At 65.7% G+C, this 16,466-nt stretch carries 14 protein-coding genes; 5 read left to right on the top strand and 9 right to left on the bottom strand.

Features of this window, described 5'->3' with window-relative positions:
* Positions 1–163 precede the first annotated feature (163 nt).
* Both SLQ31_RS25325 and SLQ31_RS25320 read right to left on the bottom strand, forming a co-directional pair.
* Positions 164–880: a TetR family transcriptional regulator gene (locus SLQ31_RS25325; RefSeq protein ID WP_319436886.1), complete on the bottom strand. Its 717-nt coding sequence runs from the start codon at positions 878–880 to the stop codon at positions 164–166.
* Between the two features lie 102 nt (positions 881–982).
* Positions 983–2,275 carry an amidohydrolase family protein gene (locus SLQ31_RS25320; RefSeq protein ID WP_319436885.1) on the bottom strand — a complete coding sequence of 431 codons (1,293 nt, stop codon included), beginning with the start codon at positions 2,273–2,275 and terminating at the stop codon, positions 983–985.
* A gap of 119 nt (positions 2,276–2,394) precedes the next feature.
* Here SLQ31_RS25320 and SLQ31_RS25315 point away from each other — a divergent pair, with 119 nt between their 5' ends.
* The 4 genes from SLQ31_RS25315 to SLQ31_RS25300 all read left to right on the top strand — a co-directional run bounded on the left by SLQ31_RS25315 (position 2,395) and on the right by SLQ31_RS25300 (position 8,608).
* A complete protein-coding gene (locus SLQ31_RS25315) occupies positions 2,395–4,563 on the top strand; it encodes an acyl-CoA dehydrogenase (RefSeq protein WP_319436884.1) in 2,169 nt (722 codons plus the stop codon).
* An 85-nt stretch (positions 4,564–4,648) separates the two neighbouring features.
* Entirely contained in the window at positions 4,649–6,286 is a 1,638-nt protein-coding gene (locus SLQ31_RS25310; RefSeq protein WP_319436883.1) for an AMP-binding protein, read from the top strand.
* Between the two features lie 20 nt (positions 6,287–6,306).
* Complete coding sequence (locus SLQ31_RS25305) at positions 6,307–7,128, top strand: enoyl-CoA hydratase-related protein (RefSeq protein ID WP_319436882.1); 822 nt, start codon at positions 6,307–6,309, stop codon at positions 7,126–7,128.
* A gap of 91 nt (positions 7,129–7,219) precedes the next feature.
* Entirely contained in the window at positions 7,220–8,608 is a 1,389-nt protein-coding gene (locus SLQ31_RS25300) for an acetyl-CoA synthetase (RefSeq protein WP_319436881.1), read from the top strand.
* A gap of 6 nt (positions 8,609–8,614) precedes the next feature.
* On the opposite strand, the gene SLQ31_RS25295 is transcribed toward SLQ31_RS25300, so the two are convergent.
* Positions 8,615–9,424: a hypothetical protein gene (locus tag SLQ31_RS25295; protein ID WP_319436880.1), complete on the bottom strand. Its 810-nt coding sequence runs from the start codon at positions 9,422–9,424 to the stop codon at positions 8,615–8,617.
* A 48-nt stretch (positions 9,425–9,472) separates the two neighbouring features.
* On the bottom strand, positions 9,473–10,024 hold the full coding sequence (locus SLQ31_RS25290) for a helix-turn-helix domain-containing protein (protein WP_319436879.1): 552 nt from the start codon (positions 10,022–10,024) through the stop codon (positions 9,473–9,475).
* A gap of 143 nt (positions 10,025–10,167) precedes the next feature.
* Between SLQ31_RS25290 and SLQ31_RS25285 the strand changes: the two genes are divergently transcribed.
* A complete protein-coding gene (locus SLQ31_RS25285; RefSeq protein WP_319436878.1) occupies positions 10,168–10,629 on the top strand; it encodes a VOC family protein in 462 nt (153 codons plus the stop codon).
* Here the strand turns inward: SLQ31_RS25285 and SLQ31_RS25280 are convergent.
* The 5 genes from SLQ31_RS25280 to SLQ31_RS25260 are packed head-to-tail and all read right to left on the bottom strand — an operon-like array spanning position 10,626 to position 16,424.
* Entirely contained in the window at positions 10,626–12,110 is a 1,485-nt protein-coding gene (locus SLQ31_RS25280; RefSeq protein ID WP_319436877.1) for a class I adenylate-forming enzyme family protein, read from the bottom strand. The genes SLQ31_RS25285 and SLQ31_RS25280 overlap by 4 nt on opposite strands.
* Before the next feature lie 41 nt (positions 12,111–12,151).
* Positions 12,152–13,075 (bottom strand): acyl-CoA dehydrogenase family protein, encoded by a 924-nt coding sequence (locus tag SLQ31_RS25275; protein ID WP_319436876.1) that lies wholly within the window; start codon positions 13,073–13,075, stop codon positions 12,152–12,154.
* On the bottom strand, positions 13,075–14,220 hold the full coding sequence (locus tag SLQ31_RS25270) for an acyl-CoA dehydrogenase family protein (RefSeq protein ID WP_319436875.1): 1,146 nt from the start codon (positions 14,218–14,220) through the stop codon (positions 13,075–13,077). Before SLQ31_RS25270 ends, SLQ31_RS25275 begins: the two co-directional genes overlap by 1 nt.
* A gap of 3 nt (positions 14,221–14,223) precedes the next feature.
* Positions 14,224–15,333 carry an acyl-CoA dehydrogenase family protein gene (locus tag SLQ31_RS25265; protein ID WP_319436874.1) on the bottom strand — a complete coding sequence of 370 codons (1,110 nt, stop codon included), beginning with the start codon at positions 15,331–15,333 and terminating at the stop codon, positions 14,224–14,226.
* The gene (locus SLQ31_RS25260) at positions 15,330–16,424 is read right to left on the bottom strand and encodes an acyl-CoA dehydrogenase family protein (RefSeq protein ID WP_319436873.1); all 1,095 of its coding nucleotides are present in this window, start codon (positions 16,422–16,424) and stop codon (positions 15,330–15,332) included. The genes SLQ31_RS25265 and SLQ31_RS25260 overlap by 4 nt, the downstream gene beginning before the upstream one ends.
* Positions 16,425–16,466: the final 42 nt, after the last annotated feature.

Genomic DNA, 16,466 nt, shown 5'->3' with positions numbered 1-16,466 from the left:
AGGGAATCGTCAAACTGGGGTGGACGATTTCGGGCGCATGGAAATATCAGCGAATCATCAAAGATGCTGACGCAACAAAACTTTCAGCTCCTCGATTGAGCTGTCTAAAACGCGGCATCGGCCGCTGATGCGCGCCCGGTGCCACCGGTGATCGAGGCGTGTTCTAGCGCCTGCGGGTCTTCTTTGCCCCGCCAGTGTCGGCCAAGACAGCTTCCGCTCGGCTGATCAGAGCCTCGAGCGTGAACTCGAATTCCAGGGTTTCGATCGAATGCCCCTGGTATTCCAGTTCATACAGGACTGGATGCTCGGTCGTGACGCCGGTGGCGCGCCGTCCGGGCTGCCGGCGTTGCACAGCATTGAGATGCTCGATCATCGATGTGCCGCGACTGAACGCCGACAGCGCCAGATACACGCTCAGCGCGTCATCGGGTTTGAAGCCGGCCTCGACCAGGGTGCCCACTGCCGCCTCGAGATTGTCCACCGAGGTGTGAGTGGCCTCCGGGCTCAGTTCGCCGGTGCGCATCAGGATGAGCTCACACAGCACCGGTCTCTCCTGGAACACGCGGCGGATTCCCCGAAAGTGGTTGCGGAGGCCGTCCTGCCAGGTTCCCCCGTCGATGAACGGGCTGCTGAAGTGATACTGGAGAATCGCGCGCTCGGTCATCGCGTCGAGCAGTTGTTCCTTCTTGCGGAAGTGCCAGTAGATGCTGGTGACGGGAGCATCCATGTGCTTGGCAAGCAGCGGCATGCTCAGCCCTGCGATCGAGACTTCTTCGGCTAGCTCGAAAGCGCCGGTGACGATGTCATCGAGGGCCAGTGAGCCGCGCGGGCGCCGTTTCGGCTTGACCGTGCGGGATTTCGCCGCGACAGGTTCTGGCATGGTCGCTCCCTGGGTCATCGCGGTAGCACTCACCGAATCCTCACCGTTCTCGCTGCAGTGTAATCGACGGTAAGCACCGAGCCGTACCTCCTGGATCGTTGGTTAATCAGAATGCGACATCGCCATTTTCAACAGGTCGGTCGCCTTCGTGGCATGCGAACCGTCATCGTCGGCGCGGCGCTGCGCACGAATCGTCACGTCGTGGCCTTCGACCTGTTTGCGGAGTGCGCCGACGGTGCAGTTCTGCCTGCCGCCCAGGACGGTGAAGGGGTCGAAATTGAAGTGCCGCATGGCATTCAGGTGAGTCACCTGATCGATCTCGGCATCGGACAACCCTGCCAGCGACTGCGTAAGGATCTCCGGTGACTCCGGCCAGTTGGAGTCGGAGTGCGGATAGTCGCATTCCCACATGACCTTGTCCATGGCGAGGTGCTCGCGGCTGGCGAGTCCGAACTTGTCGTCGATGAAACAGGTCAGGACGTGCTCGTTGAAGACCTCGCTTGGCAACTTGTCACCGAAATCCTGCCCGGTCCACGCGTGATGGCGGTCGTAGTTGTAGTCGATGCGCTCGAGGAAGTAGGGGATCCAGCCGATGCCGCCCTCGGAGAGCGCGACCTTCAGATCGGGGTAGTTGCGGAGCATGTTCGACCACACCAGATCCGCTGCGGCCTGCACGATATTCATCGGTTGCAGGGTGATCATGACGTCCATCGGTGCGTCGGGTGAGGTGATCGTCAGCTGCGAGGAGGAGCCGATGTGCATACAGACCACGACGGCTTCGTCACTGCACGCCTCCCAGACGGGGTTCCAGTGCGGATCGTGAATCGAGGGCCAACCCAGCTTGGAGGGATTCTCACTGAATGTCAGTGCGTGGCACCCTTTTTTGGCGACCCGCCGGATTTCGGTGGCCATGACCTCCGGATCCCAGATCGCAGGCAGGGCGCAGGGGATGAAGCGGCCAGGATTGCTGCCGCACCACTCGTCGATGTGCCAGTCGTTATAGGCCTGGACCATCGCCAACGCGACATCCTTGTCCGCGGTTCTGGCGAACAGCTGGCCGCAGAACTGGGGGAAGGACGGGAAACAGAGCGAGCCGAGAACGCCGTTGGCGCTCATATCCTTGACCCGTTCGGTGTGGTCGTAGGTGCCCTTCCGTAACTGGGAGAACGACGTCGGCTCGATGCCGTACTCCTCTTTGGGCCGGCCGGCGACGGCGTTGAGCGCGACGTTGGCGACGGTCTCACCGTTGTACTCCCAGGCATCCGTGCCATCGGCGCGGGTGATGAATTTCGGTGCCAGGTCGGCGTACTTGGCCGGCAGCCGTCCGTCGAACAGGTTCGGCGGCTCCACCACATGGTCGTCAACACTCACGAGCACCAAGTCGTTCACATCCATTAGCGACACCTTCGCTTTGCTATCGTTACGGTAATCACAACGATAGCAGTTACCGCAGTGATGGAGAAGTAGATGAGATTTCTGGGATCGGGTGGGCGCCCTGCCGCGGGACGCCGCCCGTGACAACCTCGATGCTGGCGATTACCGAGGAACACCACGACCTGGCTGACGCGGCCATCGGTGCGTTGAAGCGGGCCAAGAGCCGGGAACGCGCTCGCTCGGCGCAGGACGGGTCCAGCGCCGAGCACTCCGATGGAATCTTGCGCATCGCAGCTGAATTGGGTTGGACCGGATTGGCCGTCGCCGAGGAATATGGTGGCTCCGGGTTCGGCCTGCCCGAGCTCGCGATCGTTCTCGAAGCGTTCGGACGCGAAATCAGCCCGGGGCCGTTCCTGCCCACGGTCGTCGCAGGCACGGTCATCGACCGGATCGGCGGCGCCGAACTGCGATCGGTCGTGCTGCCCGGCCTGGCCGACGGCAGCAGCATCGGCGCTCTTGGCCTCGGGGGTGACGTGACGGTGAGCCCCGACCTGCGGGTCACCGGTACGAGCCCCGCGGTGCTGGGCGCACCCGACGCCGATGTTGTGCTCCTGATCAGCGGGGAGGCGGTTGTCATCGTCGACGCCCACGCCGACGGCGTCGAGATCACCAACCTGCCCGGGTTGGACCGCACCCGATCGGTGGGCGCGGTCGTCCTTCGCGAGGTGGCGCTGACCCCAGACCGGGTGCTACCAGGTGCTGCCCGTGCCGCCCGCACGCTCTGGCGGATCCTGTCGGCAGCCGAGTCCGTCGGCGCCAGTTGGGCCTGTGTCGAGATGGCCCGCGAATACGTCACCGCGCGCGAACAGTTCGGCCGGGTGATCGGCAGCTTCCAGGCGGTCAAACACCACCTGGCCAACATGCTGATCGCCACTGAGCAAGCCACCGCGGCGACTTGGGATGCGGCTCGCGTCACGGAGCTCGACAGCGGCTGGTTCGCTGCCGCGGTGGCGTCGGCGCAATCCGCTCGTGCCCAGGTCTTCACCGCCCAGTGCAACATCCAGCTGCACGGCGGTATCGGCTACACCTGGGAACACGATGCACACCTGTACTTGCGCCGGGCCCGGACGCTGGCCGCGCTGAGCACCGACGGCGCCGATCCCTGGTGTGACGTCGTCCGGGCCCACAGGTCGGGCATGGCTCGCGGTGCGACGTTCGAATTACCCGCCGAGGCCGATACCTACCGGCAGTCGGCCCGCGAGGCCGTCGCGAAGCTGCAGGAGATGCCCGAGCCGCAGCGCCGCGACTTCCTGGTCGATTCGGGTTACCTTGTGCCACATTGGCGTGCGCCATGGGGGCGTGAGGCCGGCACCATTGAGCAGCTGGTGATCGAAGAAGAGTTCACCGGTGTCGATATGCCCACGCTGGGTATCACCGGCTGGGTAATGCTGACCATCAGTGAGGCCGGCACCGAGGAGCAGCGCAGCCGCTGGGTGGAGCCGGTATTGCGCGGCAAGGCCATGTGGTGCCAGTTGTTCTCCGAGCCAGGGGCCGGCTCCGACGCCGCAGCCGTGCGGACCGCGGCCCGCCGTGTCGACGGTGGCTGGCGGATCACCGGCCAGAAGGTGTGGACGACCCTGGCGGAGAAATGCCAATGGGGGCTTGCCACCGTCCGTACCGACCCCGATGCCCCCAAGCATGCGGGTGTCACGATGATGGCCATCGACATGTCCAGCCCTGGTGTCACGGTGCGCCCGCTGCGCGAAATGACCGGCGAAGCACTCTTCAACGAAGTGTTCTTCGACGAGGTGTTGGTTCCCGACGCGGATGTCGTCGGGGAGATCGGCCGGGGTTGGGCCGTCGCCCGGGCGACCCTTGGCAACGAGCGGGTCTCCATCGCCGGCGGCGATGGACTGCCCGGTGTCGACGCCGACGAACTGATCACGCTGCTGGACAACGCATCCCCTGACACGGCTGCGGCGATGACCCGTAGGGCCGGCGAGGTGATCGCCGAATCGCACACCATCACCCTGCTCAACCGACGGCGCGCAAGTCGCGCCATCCTCGGTGCCGCGCCGGGCCCGGAGGCCAACGTCGCCAAGTTGCTCACCGCTGAAAGTGCACAGCATCAAACCGAATTGGGCATGGACCTGGCGGGAACGGCCGGCGTGGCGGGTGTTGTCCCTGAGTTGACCCACGATTATCTCTATGCCCGCTGCCTGACCATCGCCGGCGGCACCTCGGAGATCATGCGCAACACCATCGCCGAACGCCTGCTCGGTTTGCCGCGAGATCCGCTGATGGGATAGGCAATGGATGCAATATTGCTATTATCCGCAGATAGAAGGTGGCGCCCCCAGGTGTCACCCGTTGCCCTCCTGGGAGTCCCGACGCATGACCGATAAGCCCCAGATCACCGCTGCCGCGTTGGTCAAGGCGCGCGCCGACGACGACAACGTCGCGCTGATCTCCGGTGATCAGACCTGGACGTGGCGTGAAGTGGTCGTCGAGGCAGCAGTCCGCGCGGAATGGATGCGCGGCACCCTTCATCGCGGACGCCCACCCCACATCGGCGTCCTGCTGCCCAATGTGCCTGAATACGTTTTCCAGATCCTCGGTGCGGCATTGGCCGGCGCCTGCATCGTCGGTCTCAACGCCACCCGCCGCGGTGCCGAGCTCGTCCGCGATATCGACCACACCGCTTGCCAATTCGTCATCGCCGACCCGACCTACGCCGACCTTGTCGACGAGAGCGTGCTGGTCGCCGATGCGCCGTGGGCTGCTTACACCGATGCGGGGCTGCCCGACGATGAGCCGTCATCGTCGACCTTGCTGTTCTTGCTGTTCACCTCGGGATCCACCTCGGCGCCGAAGGCTGCGAAATGCAGCCAGAGCCGGCTCGCCGGTGTGGCGGCCAATCTGGGGTTTGGTGCCGAGGCCGTGCTGTACTGCCCGATGCCGCTGTCGCACGGTAATGCGTTGAGCGCCACGCTTTTCCCCGCACTGGCCAGCGGCTGCAGCCTGGTACTGCGCGACAGATTCTCGGCCAGCTGCTGGTTGGACGACGTCCGCCGCAACGGGGTGACGTTCACCAGCACCGTCGGCCGAGCACTCGGATACATCCTGGCCACCCCGCCGACCCCCTACGACCGCGACCACAAACTGCGGGTGGTCCTCGCCCCGGAAGCGTCGCCTCGGGACTGTGATGCTTTCCGCGAGCGCTTCGGTGTCCGAGTCCTCAGCGGTTACGGGTCCAGTGAAGGCGGCATTTCGCTGATGCCCGCAGCCAAGCCGGGTTCACTGGGCACTGCGCCGAAAGGGGCCGATATCGCCGTCGTCCACGAGGACGGCAAGGATTGTGCTGTCGCCGAATTCGACGCAAACGGCGCGCTGACCAACGCTGCCGAGGCCATCGGCGAACTGGTACGCCGAGACGCGGCCGGCTCCTTTGAGGGCTACTGGGACAACGAGGAAGCGCAGTCGGATCGACTACGCGGCGGCTGGTTCTGGTCCGGTGACCTTGCCTACCGTGACGGCGACGGAGTCTTCTGGTTCGCCGGCCGGGTGGGGGACTGGATCCGGGTCGACTCGGAGAACTTCGCCGCCGGGCCTGTGGAGCGCATCGTCGGCCGCTACGAGCACGCCGCCGCCGCGGCGGTCTTCGGGGTACCCGACCCGGCCGGCGGTGACCAGGTGATGGCCGTCCTGGAGACCGCGCCCGGCCACGCGTTCGATCCGGGGGACTTCGCCGAATTCCTTGGCACACAGGCTGATCTGGGAACGAAGTGGGCACCGCGTTTCGTCCGCGTGACACCGGCGATACCCGTCGTCGGCCACGGCAAGGTGGACAAGAAGCCGTTGCGGCGGGATGCCTGGCTCTGCGACGACCCCATCTGGTGGCGGCCGGATCGGTTGCTGATCTATGTCCCGTTCACTACTCACGACCGTGACGGCTGGCGCGAACAGTTCGTCACCCACGGCAGGATTCAGGCCTATCCGCAATCGGGCGCTGCGGCGCCCGAGCGACTGTAGACAATACGAAGGGAAACTCGGTGCCGGTTCATTATCAGCTCGCCACGCGCCCGGGTGCGGAGCACGTCGCACTCATCACGCTCGACCGTCCAGAAGCCAAGAACGCCTGCGACCTCGAGCACTTCCATCAGCTTTCGCAAGCCTGGAAGCGCTTCGACAGTGAAGACGACGCCTGGGTGGCGATCTTCACCGGCGTCGGGCGCTCCTACATGTCCGGTGCCGATCTCAAGACCTATGTGCCCGAAATCACGGCGCTGGCAAAAGAACTCAAAGAAGGTACCGCCACGTCGGTCAAAGGCTATGCGCTGTCCGACGGCACCGATGCCGTGCTGCGGGGGAGCAAGATCTACAAACCGATCATCGCGGCGATCAACGGGCCGTGCGTGGCCGGCGGCATGGAGATGCTCGGCGGCGTCGATATCCGGATCGCCAGTGAACACGCCACCTTCGGTGTGCTCGAACCGGCCCGAGGGCTGTTCGCCGGCGGCGGCACCACGGTTCGGTTGCCGCGCCAGATTCCGTTCGCCCAGGCCATGGAATTTCTGCTGTGCGCCGATAGCATCGACGCGCAGCGGGCGTTCCAGATGGGGCTGCTCAATGCCGTCGTCTCCGAAGATGAACTGCTGGACAAGGCGTTCGAGTACGCAGCGCGGATCGTCAAGAACGCGCCGCTGGCCATCAGGGCCACGAAACGCAGTGTGATGGAAGGCCTGAAGATGGACCTCCGCGAGGCCTACCGCAACGAGAGCGCGATATCCCGGGAAGTGTTCGCCACCGAGGATGCCAAAGAGGGTCCGCGCGCGTTCGCCGAGAAGCGACCGCCGCGGTGGACCGGTCAGTAGGGCATCCGCCGCGATGGGCAATTCTCGCCAGCTCTGTGTGATCGGGGCAGCGCAGCATACGGTTCGCGACGCCGAAGCACCTGAGCCACTTGTGAGTTGGGCACAGCGGGCGCACGAGGCCGCTGCGGTGGCCGGCATGCCCGACATCCTCACGCACATCGAGTCGTTGCAAGTCGTGTACTGCCAAAGCTGGCCTTACGACGATCCGGTCGGGCGTCTGGCGTCATCGATCGGCGCCGATCCCCGCCACCGCGTGTACTCGGGTATCGGCGGGACCACGCCCCAGGAGTTGGTCAATCGGACCGCGGAAGCGATGCTGCGCGGCGACCTGGACCTGGCCCTGATCTGTAGTGCCGAAGCGTTGGCGACGGTCCGCCAGGCCAAGAAGCGGGGCATACGACTGCCCTGGCAGTATCGCCAGTCCACGCCGTTCCCGTGGGAGCCACCGCACGCCTCGGAGGCCAACCACTCGGTTTTCCAAGCCTGGGAGACGTTTCCGCTCTGGGACACCGCGCGCCGGGCACGTCGCGGCGCCTCGCTGGCCGATGATGCCGTCGAGGCCGCCGAGGTGATGGCGGCCATGACCCGCGTCGCAGCGGTCAATCCGCACGCGTGGCGTCCGGACATCCTCAGCGCGGCAGCCGTCGGCACGGTCACCGACGCCAACCGATATGTCGGGTGGCCGTACACCAAACATGAAGTCGCCGTGATGGATGTCGACATGTCGGCCGCCCTGCTACTGGCGACGCGGGCCAAGGCCGATTCGCTTGGCATCCCGGAGGATCAACGGCTCTATCTGTCCGGGTGGGCCTATGCCGAAGATCCGGCCACCGTCGCCGAACGTGATGATCTGTCGAAGTCCGCGGCCATGGCGGTCACCGGTCGCCAAGCCCTCGCCTCCGCGAGGCTCACGCTCCCGGATATCACCGCGTTCGATCTCTACTCATGCTTCCCGTCGTCGGTACGGCTCGGCTGTGACGCTCTCGGGTTGGCACTCGACGACGAGCGTGGCACGACGATCACCGGTGGACTGCCCTATGCGGGTGGTCCCGCCAGCGGCTACGTCACCCATGCCATCGCGAGCGCCTATGACGAGCTTGCCGCCGCGGATGGACACGCGCTGATCACCGGGGTCGGCATGCATCTGGCCAAACATGTTGCGGCGGTGTGGTCCTCGGCGCCCCTCGGGGAACCCGAGATGGCAGACCTGGCTGCACTGCAGGCGGCCGTCGATGCCGATCAGCCCCGGCACCCGGTTCTGGCCGGCTGGGCAGGGCCGGCGACGGTCTTGGCCTACACCGTCGCGCACGGTCGAGATGGCTCCGCTGAACAGGGCTTGGTGGTGCTGGACACTCCGGACGGGCGCGCGTTGGCTCGCGTCAAGGATCCCGAACTGCTCGCCGATGCCGAATCGCGGGAACTGGTCGGTCAATCCGTTGTGGTCACGACCGACGGCACCTGCAACGAAGCCCGCTGGTAAGAGACCTCAAGCCGCGTCGGTCGGATGCGGATCGCGGAACATGCCGACCAGCGCGTTGTTGAACGCCATCGCGGCGGCGATCTCGAGTTCAATTGCGGCCAGCGGCTTGGTGAGCTGCGCCTCGAATCGTTCCAGCATCGCGTCCTCGACATTCTCGAACTGCTCCGCGGCCTCTAGTGCGTCGTGGATGAGGCAGACCAACAGATACAACGGATCACTCGAGATCGCGTGCGGCTCGAGCTCCATCCGCCGATAGCGGTCGAGCAGAGCATTGGTGTCGACGAAGTCTGGATCGGGGATGACAACGCGATGGGTCAGCAGCCAGTCGAACATGACCTCGTTGGTGGTTCGGATCGACGACAGCAGATCGGCCGCGACCGCCCGCAGGCCGGACTCCACCAGCACCGGCAATTCGACGAGGCGCCGCACGCGTGCCCCGTGAAGCACATAGTCCGCCAGCAGCCACCGCAGGTCGTCGAGCCGGACGAACACGTCGTCGGCCATATCGCCCTCATGCCTGCCGAGGCTGTCGGACTGGTCGAAATACCCTGCAAAGGCGCCTAACTCGGCGATCTCCCGATGGACCGTCGGCAGCCAATCCTCCCCGGCGGGCAGGGGGGAGCACGGGGCGGCCGGTGTCGAGCGCACCGCCTCGACGGTGTCGCAGGCCAGACCGGTAGTGCGATGGTCCTGACAGTCTCGCCGGGCCGCGCGCTTCCGGCGGCGCACGCTATCCACCGTCCAGGCGACAGCCCCCGTGACGATCAGATGGCGAGCCGCGCCGATCAGAAGGTGCTTCGGGGTGGGTGTCGCCATGAGTAGCATGTTACATGGAACCCGGTTCATGTAAACCCGGATTTTGGGCTAGCTGGCAGCCGACTTCGGCGCCCGGCGCCGTCGGGGATCCAGTCCCGCGGCCAGCCGCAGCTCGGCGAGGAACTGCTCGGGCGTGCCGCCCTGGATCAGGTAATGGCAGATGGCGATATGCACGATCGCCGACGCCGCGGTGTCGGCATTGTCGCCGGTCAACACCTGGCGGATGCGCTTCTCGATGACCGGCAGGGTCAGTCGCATCTGCACCAGGATGTGCTCGGGCTCCAGGTCGACGATATGCCGTGCGGAGTGCGAGTTCTGGAAGTCGACGACGAATTGCAACGCGGCGTCGAGGCGGTCCTCGCCGTGCAGGCCTGCGATGGCACGGGCCATGCCTGCGTCGAAATTGTCCTGTTCGTACTGGCTGAACGCCTCCAGCAGGCCTTCGCGAGAACCGAAGTGCCGGTACAAGGTGGGGCGTGAGACCTTGGCTTCGGCGGCGACATCGGCGAGCAGGAGATTGCGGCGGCCGCTGCGGGACAGCACGACGTACGTGGCGTCCAGTATTCGGCGCCGGGTCGACGGCTCAGCCTCTGCGGCCACGGGAACACGACTCCTATCGCTTTACATCAATCGCACATAATGTCACACTAGCCGCGCTGTTGTCGCACATTGTGCCGGTAGTGTCCGGTACCCATTATCGCCCGCCGACTCCGCCGCGGAGCGTCCGAACAGCGGAGAGAACCATGCCCCTGCTCCACCACGCCGGATTGTGCGTGCGGGATATCGAACTATCGCTGCGCTTCTACCGCGACGGCCTCGGGTTGGAAGTGATATCGGACCAGGTGCTCAACGCCGATCTGCATTCACTGCTGGGTGTGCACACCGAAGAAGTGCGCTTTATCTTCCTGGGCGACCCGGCTTCGCCCGAAGCGGGCATTGTCGAACTACTCGACCTCGGCAGCAGTCGCATCACAGCCAGCGGGCCCGGCCCGGCAGGACCGGCCAGGGGGTTGTTCCTGCTATCGATGCGGGCCGATGTGCCCGCGGTGCTGAGCCGGCTCGAGGAACTGCGACTCGGTGGGACACCACGCACGATGGCGGTGCCCCGCGGCGGAATTGCGGCCACGGTCGTCGATCCCGATGGGGTGATGGTCGAGCTGATGCCACACCTGACGGCGCGCGCCAAATCCCAAAGTGACAGCTAGCCGCCGCGGGCCTCGACCATGGCCGAACGGTTCACCTTGGTGGCGGCCGTGCGCGGGATCTCCTCGACGAACTCGACGGTCTTGGGCACCTTATAGCCGGCGAGCTTGCCCTTCGCGAACAGGATCACCTCGTGTTCGGTGGGTGGCGCGCTGATCTCGGTGGCCTGAACGACGGCGTGCACGCGGCGGCCCCACTGTGCGTCCGAGATACCGATCACCACGACGTCGGCGATCTCCGGGTGTTCGATGAGCGCCGATTCCACCTCAGCCGGAAACACATTCGCGCCGCCGGTGACGATCATGTCGGTGCGGCGATCGGCGATGAAGAGATAACCGTCGGCGTCGAGATAGCCGATATCGCCCGCGGTGGCGAAGCCGTCTGGAGTTCTCGGTAGCTGCTTGGCGCCGCCGATGTACCGATACTGATCGTTCATCGGTGCCCGCAAATAGATTTCGCCGAACTCTCCGGGTGCCGCCGGCTGGCCGTCCTCGCCAAGGACCCGGATCTCGGTGTCGCGGAAACCGCGGCCGACGCTGCCAGGGTGTTCGAGCCATTCGTCTCCGCGCAGCGCCGTCAGACCGAGGTTCTCGGTCATGCCATAGGCCATCAGCACCCGCTGCGGGCTGAGCAGCTCGAACCACCGCCGCAACAGATGTGGCGGCATCACCGCGGCGCCCTGGAGCATCCATTCGATGCTGGACAGGTCTCGGCTCGCGACGTCGGGCACATCGGCGATACGCGAGAGCATCGTCGGGGTCGCGGTGAACGTGGTAATACGATGCCGCTCAATGGTATCCAGCGCCACCTGCGCGTCGAATTTCTCCAGTATCACCAACACATCGCCACCGAGCAGATAGCTCATCGTGACGAACCCGTTGGTGTGATACATCGGCGCGGGAACCAGAATCGTCTGCGGCTGGGTCACTGGCGTCCACTGCGCCATGAACGGCACACTGTGCGCCGGGGTCCACAACGCAGGCGAGGTGTTGAGGATGACCTTTGGCAGGCCCGTCGAGCCCGAACTGCAAATGCCGCTGACAGCGGGGGACACCGCATCGGGCAGCGGGCTGTCATCTTGGCCGGCGGCACGCCCGGCCCAGCTGTCGAGGTTGTCCTCGGTGATGATCACGGCGGGATCGATGACATCGAGGAGACGCTGCTGTTCCCAGCCGGGCAGGTCCCACCGCATCGGTACCGGTGTGGCGCCCAGCTTCCACGTCGCCAGCGTCGCAACAACCAGCTCAACGGAATTCGGCACCGACAGCGCGACCATCGCCCCCTCGGCCACGGGAGCACTCTGCAGTGCACGGGCCCACTGATTGGCGTATCGCTCCAGCTCCGACCAGCTGACTACTGTGTCCGAGCCGTCCTTGCCGACCACGATCAATGCTGGCCCATCGGGGTCCGCGTCGGCACGGATGCTCAGCTGACGGCCGAACGGGATCCCATCGGCGACGGGCTGCTGCGGGGACTCAGACATAAGGGGAGTATCCAATCGGGGAGCCGAGGCGGGCGTCGAAATCACGAGAACAGTGTTTCCACGTGTCCGGCGCCGACCTCTGGAGTGAGTCGAAGTGCCAGCGCTTCAACGCTTTCAGGAAGCCGCAGCGCCGGTTGAAGATGGCGGTCGATGACGCTGATGTCCGACTCGTCGCAAAAGCCCAGCGCGCCCAACAGTTGATGGCTGGTGCGCATCAATTGGATGCCTGCCTCGGCGGCCTTGATCTTCAGCATCAGCGCGTCGGTCCACCCGATCACATCGGTTTCGGCAGTCCACCGGGAAAGGCTGAATTTGGCCAGTTCTTCCAGGCCGCGAAGGGTGACACTGGCGTCGGCGACCGTGAATCTGACGAACTGGAACTCCGAGAGTGTCTTCCCGAATTGGGTGCGCGCCTTGACGTGATCGCAGGTGATCTCGAGCGCGCGCTCCAGGGCACCCAGAATGCGCCACGACTGCAGGATCAGGTGCAATGCGAGGTCGGCGCGGGTCACTGTGCTGACCGGCGACAGATCGGCGGCTTTCACGAGAAACGGGCCGAGTTTTGCCCTTTGGCGAGGGCCCAGCGTGGCGGTATAGGCAATTCCGTCAAGATCGGCGAGCAGCCATGGGCCCGCCAGGTCACCGTGATCGACGCGCGGGGTCCGGGGGTCGACCAGACTCAGCCGCGCACCGCCGACTGCCATCAGGTCTTCCACCACCGGGTAGGGCAGCAGCGCCGCACCCGCGGCCCGGGCCACCACCGCACCGGCCAGGCGATCCTCCGGATCGTTGCGCACGTCGAGCTCGGCGACACCGATCTCGGCCAGCGCCGCGGCCGCCAGCTCGCGCAGTGACCCGTCCCGCTCGGCAGGCAGCGATGACTCCTGCGGGCCGCCGAGCATCTCGAAGCGGTGCTGAGCTACCTGGCCGAATTCCCGAATGTGTTCGGGCAGTGACGTTTCCATCATCGGCCTCCCAGCAGTTCGCGTGCGACCAGCATTCGTTGCACCTCAATGGTTCCCGACGCGACCGTCGCCGCCTGTGCGTAGCGCCAGTGGTCGTCGATCGCCCCATCGAGCACCGCATCGGGTGTGGCGTCCATCGCTGCCGCACCCAACGCGTCGAAGAGCAGTTCGGCGACCTTCTGGTCGCACGTGGTGGCCGCGATCCGGGCCGAGCTCGCGGCGGCCGGGGCACCTGGGTCGTCGAGCAGCGACACCGCGCGGTAGGCGAGCAGCTTGGCCACCCGCAGGTCGACGAGTGCCCGCGCCCACCGGCTCCGGATCGACTCCGGGAGTTCCGCCCATTGTGGCCCGAGCTCGGCGCGTAAGCGCTCCAGCAGCGATTCGCACCGCGCATAGCGGGCGATGCCAACGCGTTCGAAGGCCAGCGCCTCGCGGATGACCTGCCAACCGCCGCCGACCTCGCCGAGCACATCGGCGTCACTGGCCCGGACGTTGTCGAAGAACACCTCGTTGAGGTGATGGGGTCCCAGCATCGACCTGATCGGCCGTGCGGTGACCCCGGCCCGGTCCATCGGGATCAGGAACAGGGTGTGCCGCCCCGAGGATCCCTCGGCCGGCTCGGTGCGGGTGGCGAGTACGCACCAGCGCGCCATCAGCGCGTACGACGTCCAGATCTTCTGGCCGTTGATCACCCACCCGTCACCGTCGCGCACCGCACGCGTGCGCAGCGACGCCAAATCGGTGCCCGCCTCGGGTTCGGAGAAGCCCTGACACCAGATCACTTCACCGGCCGAGATGGCCGCCAGGTGGGTGGCCTTCTGCTCGGGGGTGCCGTAGCGCATGATCGCCGGGCCCACCCAGTTGACCCCCATGTACTGCGCGCCCCGCGGCTCATGAGCGGCCCACATCTCTTCTCGCACGACAGTCTGCTGCCATACCGAACCACCGCCGCCGCCAAACTCTTTGGGCCAGGCCAAGGTCAGCAGACCCTCCTTGGCCAGGAGTCGGCAGAACGCCTCCGTGGTGGCCAGATCCTGCGGGTCGTCGGTGAACGCACCGTGGAACTTCTCCGGCAAGTGGGTCTTCATCAGGTCGCGCAGCCGCTGCCGCAGGGCGGCCGCGTCATCTCCCAACGCATAGTCCACGTCTCATCCTTTCGGGAGGCCGAGCAGTCGCTCGCCGATGATGTTGCGCTGAACCTCGGACGTGCCGCCATAGATTCCCGCCGCCAGGGCATCGTGGCGTTCGAACTCCAGGTCCGCGTCCGTGACTGCGGCACTTCCACGCGCCGCCGCACTGATCTCCCAGGTGCGCTGCAACGTCGTCGAACCCAGCAGCTTGAGGATGTCGCCCTCCGGGCTGGGCCTACCGGCCTGGTCGTTGTCCATGGCCCGATATCCGCTGGCGCGCAGCGCTTCCGCATCGGCCATCAGTGTTCCGACCGGTCCGTACAGGTCATCGCACGACCCCGACTGGGTGGCCCGGATCGAGTCAAGGCCGCGCTGGATCTCGACCCAGTTCATCACCCAGATCATTTGGCGCTCATGGCCAAGCGAGGAAATGGCCACACCCCAGCCGCCGTTCTCGGGGCCCAATAACTCCGTGGCCGGGATCTCGACGTTCTCGAGGAAGACCTCGCAGAAGGTCTCGTCGGATCGCGATGCCATCCGGATCGGATTGATCGTGACTCCCGGTGCACGCAGATCCAACACGAAGCACGAGATGCCCTTGTGTTTGGGTGCCTGCGGATCGGTCCGCGCATAGAGCAGACACCAGCGCGACTCATGGGCCTGCGTGGTCCAGATCTTGTGGCCATTGACCACGAAGACGTCGCCGTTGCGGACGGCGCGGGTGCGCAGGCCTGCGAAATCCGATCCCGCTTCGGGCTCCGACATGCCCAGCGCCCACCACTCGTCGCCGGCCAGGCACGGCGCCAGCAAGCGGTCCACCTGTTCGGGTGTGCCGAAGGCCCGGATGCTGGCTGCCGCGACATTGGGTCCGGCGATATTGGGCAATTTGGGTGCCGATCGCAGCGCGCCCTCCAACCGGATCTCCAGTGCCTCCGCGGAGGTCAGTCCGCGCCCACCCTGCCCGTGCGGCCAGGTCGGCTGGATCCAGCCGGCGTCGAAACTCGCCCGTTGGTAGGTGCGCCGCAGGCTCATGTCCCACCGATAGGTGGAGTAATTCTGGTAGTAGTCGGCAGGCAGCACCGAGGTGAGCCAGCCGGCGAACTCGTCCCGCAGCGCAACCTGATTCATCGGCCCGCTCCTGCCATGAATCGGCGCCCCACGAGGTGATAGAGGCTTGAGGAATCCCCGAGCTGTGCGGCGCCGACCCAGGCTCGGCGCAGATACAGGTGGATGTCGTGTTCCCAGGTCTGACCCAGTGCGCCGAGCACCTGCACGGCCGTCCGGGTACAGGCAAGGGCCGCATCACCGGCGGCGGCCTTCGCCAGTGCGCAGCTGCGCCACTGTTCAGCCGCGCTGACAGAGGAATCGTCGACTCGCGCCGCGGCCAGATACGACAGACTGCGGGCTCGTTCGACGCTGACGTGGTTGTCGGCCAATGCGTGTTTGATCGCCTGGAACGCACCGATCGGCCGATCGAACTGGTAGCGATTCTTGGCGTGCTCGACGGCGATGTCCAACGCCGCCTGGCCCACCCCGACAAGCTCGGCGGCGATCGCCAAAAGTGCAGGACCCAAGGCGGTTTCGACCTCGACGGGTACCGTCAGCCCGGCGGGGGCATCGATCGTAACGGTGGCAAGCGGGCGTGCCGGGTCGGCCGAGTCAACCCCATCGATCACGACCCCGGAATCGGCCGTCGCTACGACGGCCATCGCGGTGTCCTCCCCATCGGCGCACAGCACGACCAACAGTTCGGCATTGACCGCGTCGGGGACAGCGGTGGTCACGCCGCGCACTCGCCCTCCGGACAGTGTCGTCGTCACGCCGGGCAGCCGCTCGGTGCCTGATTGCGCCGCCAGGGTTGCCACCGTGCCGCCGGCGATGGCAGTCAGCAGCTCGTCGGCGGCCGCGCCGCCGGCTCGGGCCACGCCGGCGGCCATCCCCACGCTGCTCAGAAACGGTATGGGCGCCAGGGCCGACCCAAGGGCTTCGAGGGTGAGTACCAGATCCAGGGTCGTCAGTCCCAGATCGTCGTTGCCCTCGTCGTAACCTCGCCGGGCCAACCATGTCCAGCCAAGGTCGACGACATTGCGCCACAACGGTTGCCACGCCGGTTTATCGTCGTAGACCCGCCGATCCAGCGTCAGCGGACAGTCGGCAGCCAGCACCTCACGCACACCGTCGCGCAGGCTCAATTGATCCGCTGAAGGCCCGATCTGCATCCATCTCCCTTTTTTTATTAAAATAGTAAAGTAGATGATGCG

Source organism: Mycobacterium sp. RTGN5 (assembly GCF_033804465.1).
GTDB lineage: Bacteria > Actinomycetota > Actinomycetes > Mycobacteriales > Mycobacteriaceae > Mycobacterium.
Note: the sequence above shows the minus strand (reverse complement) of the source record. Positions and strands in the feature narration are given on the sequence as shown.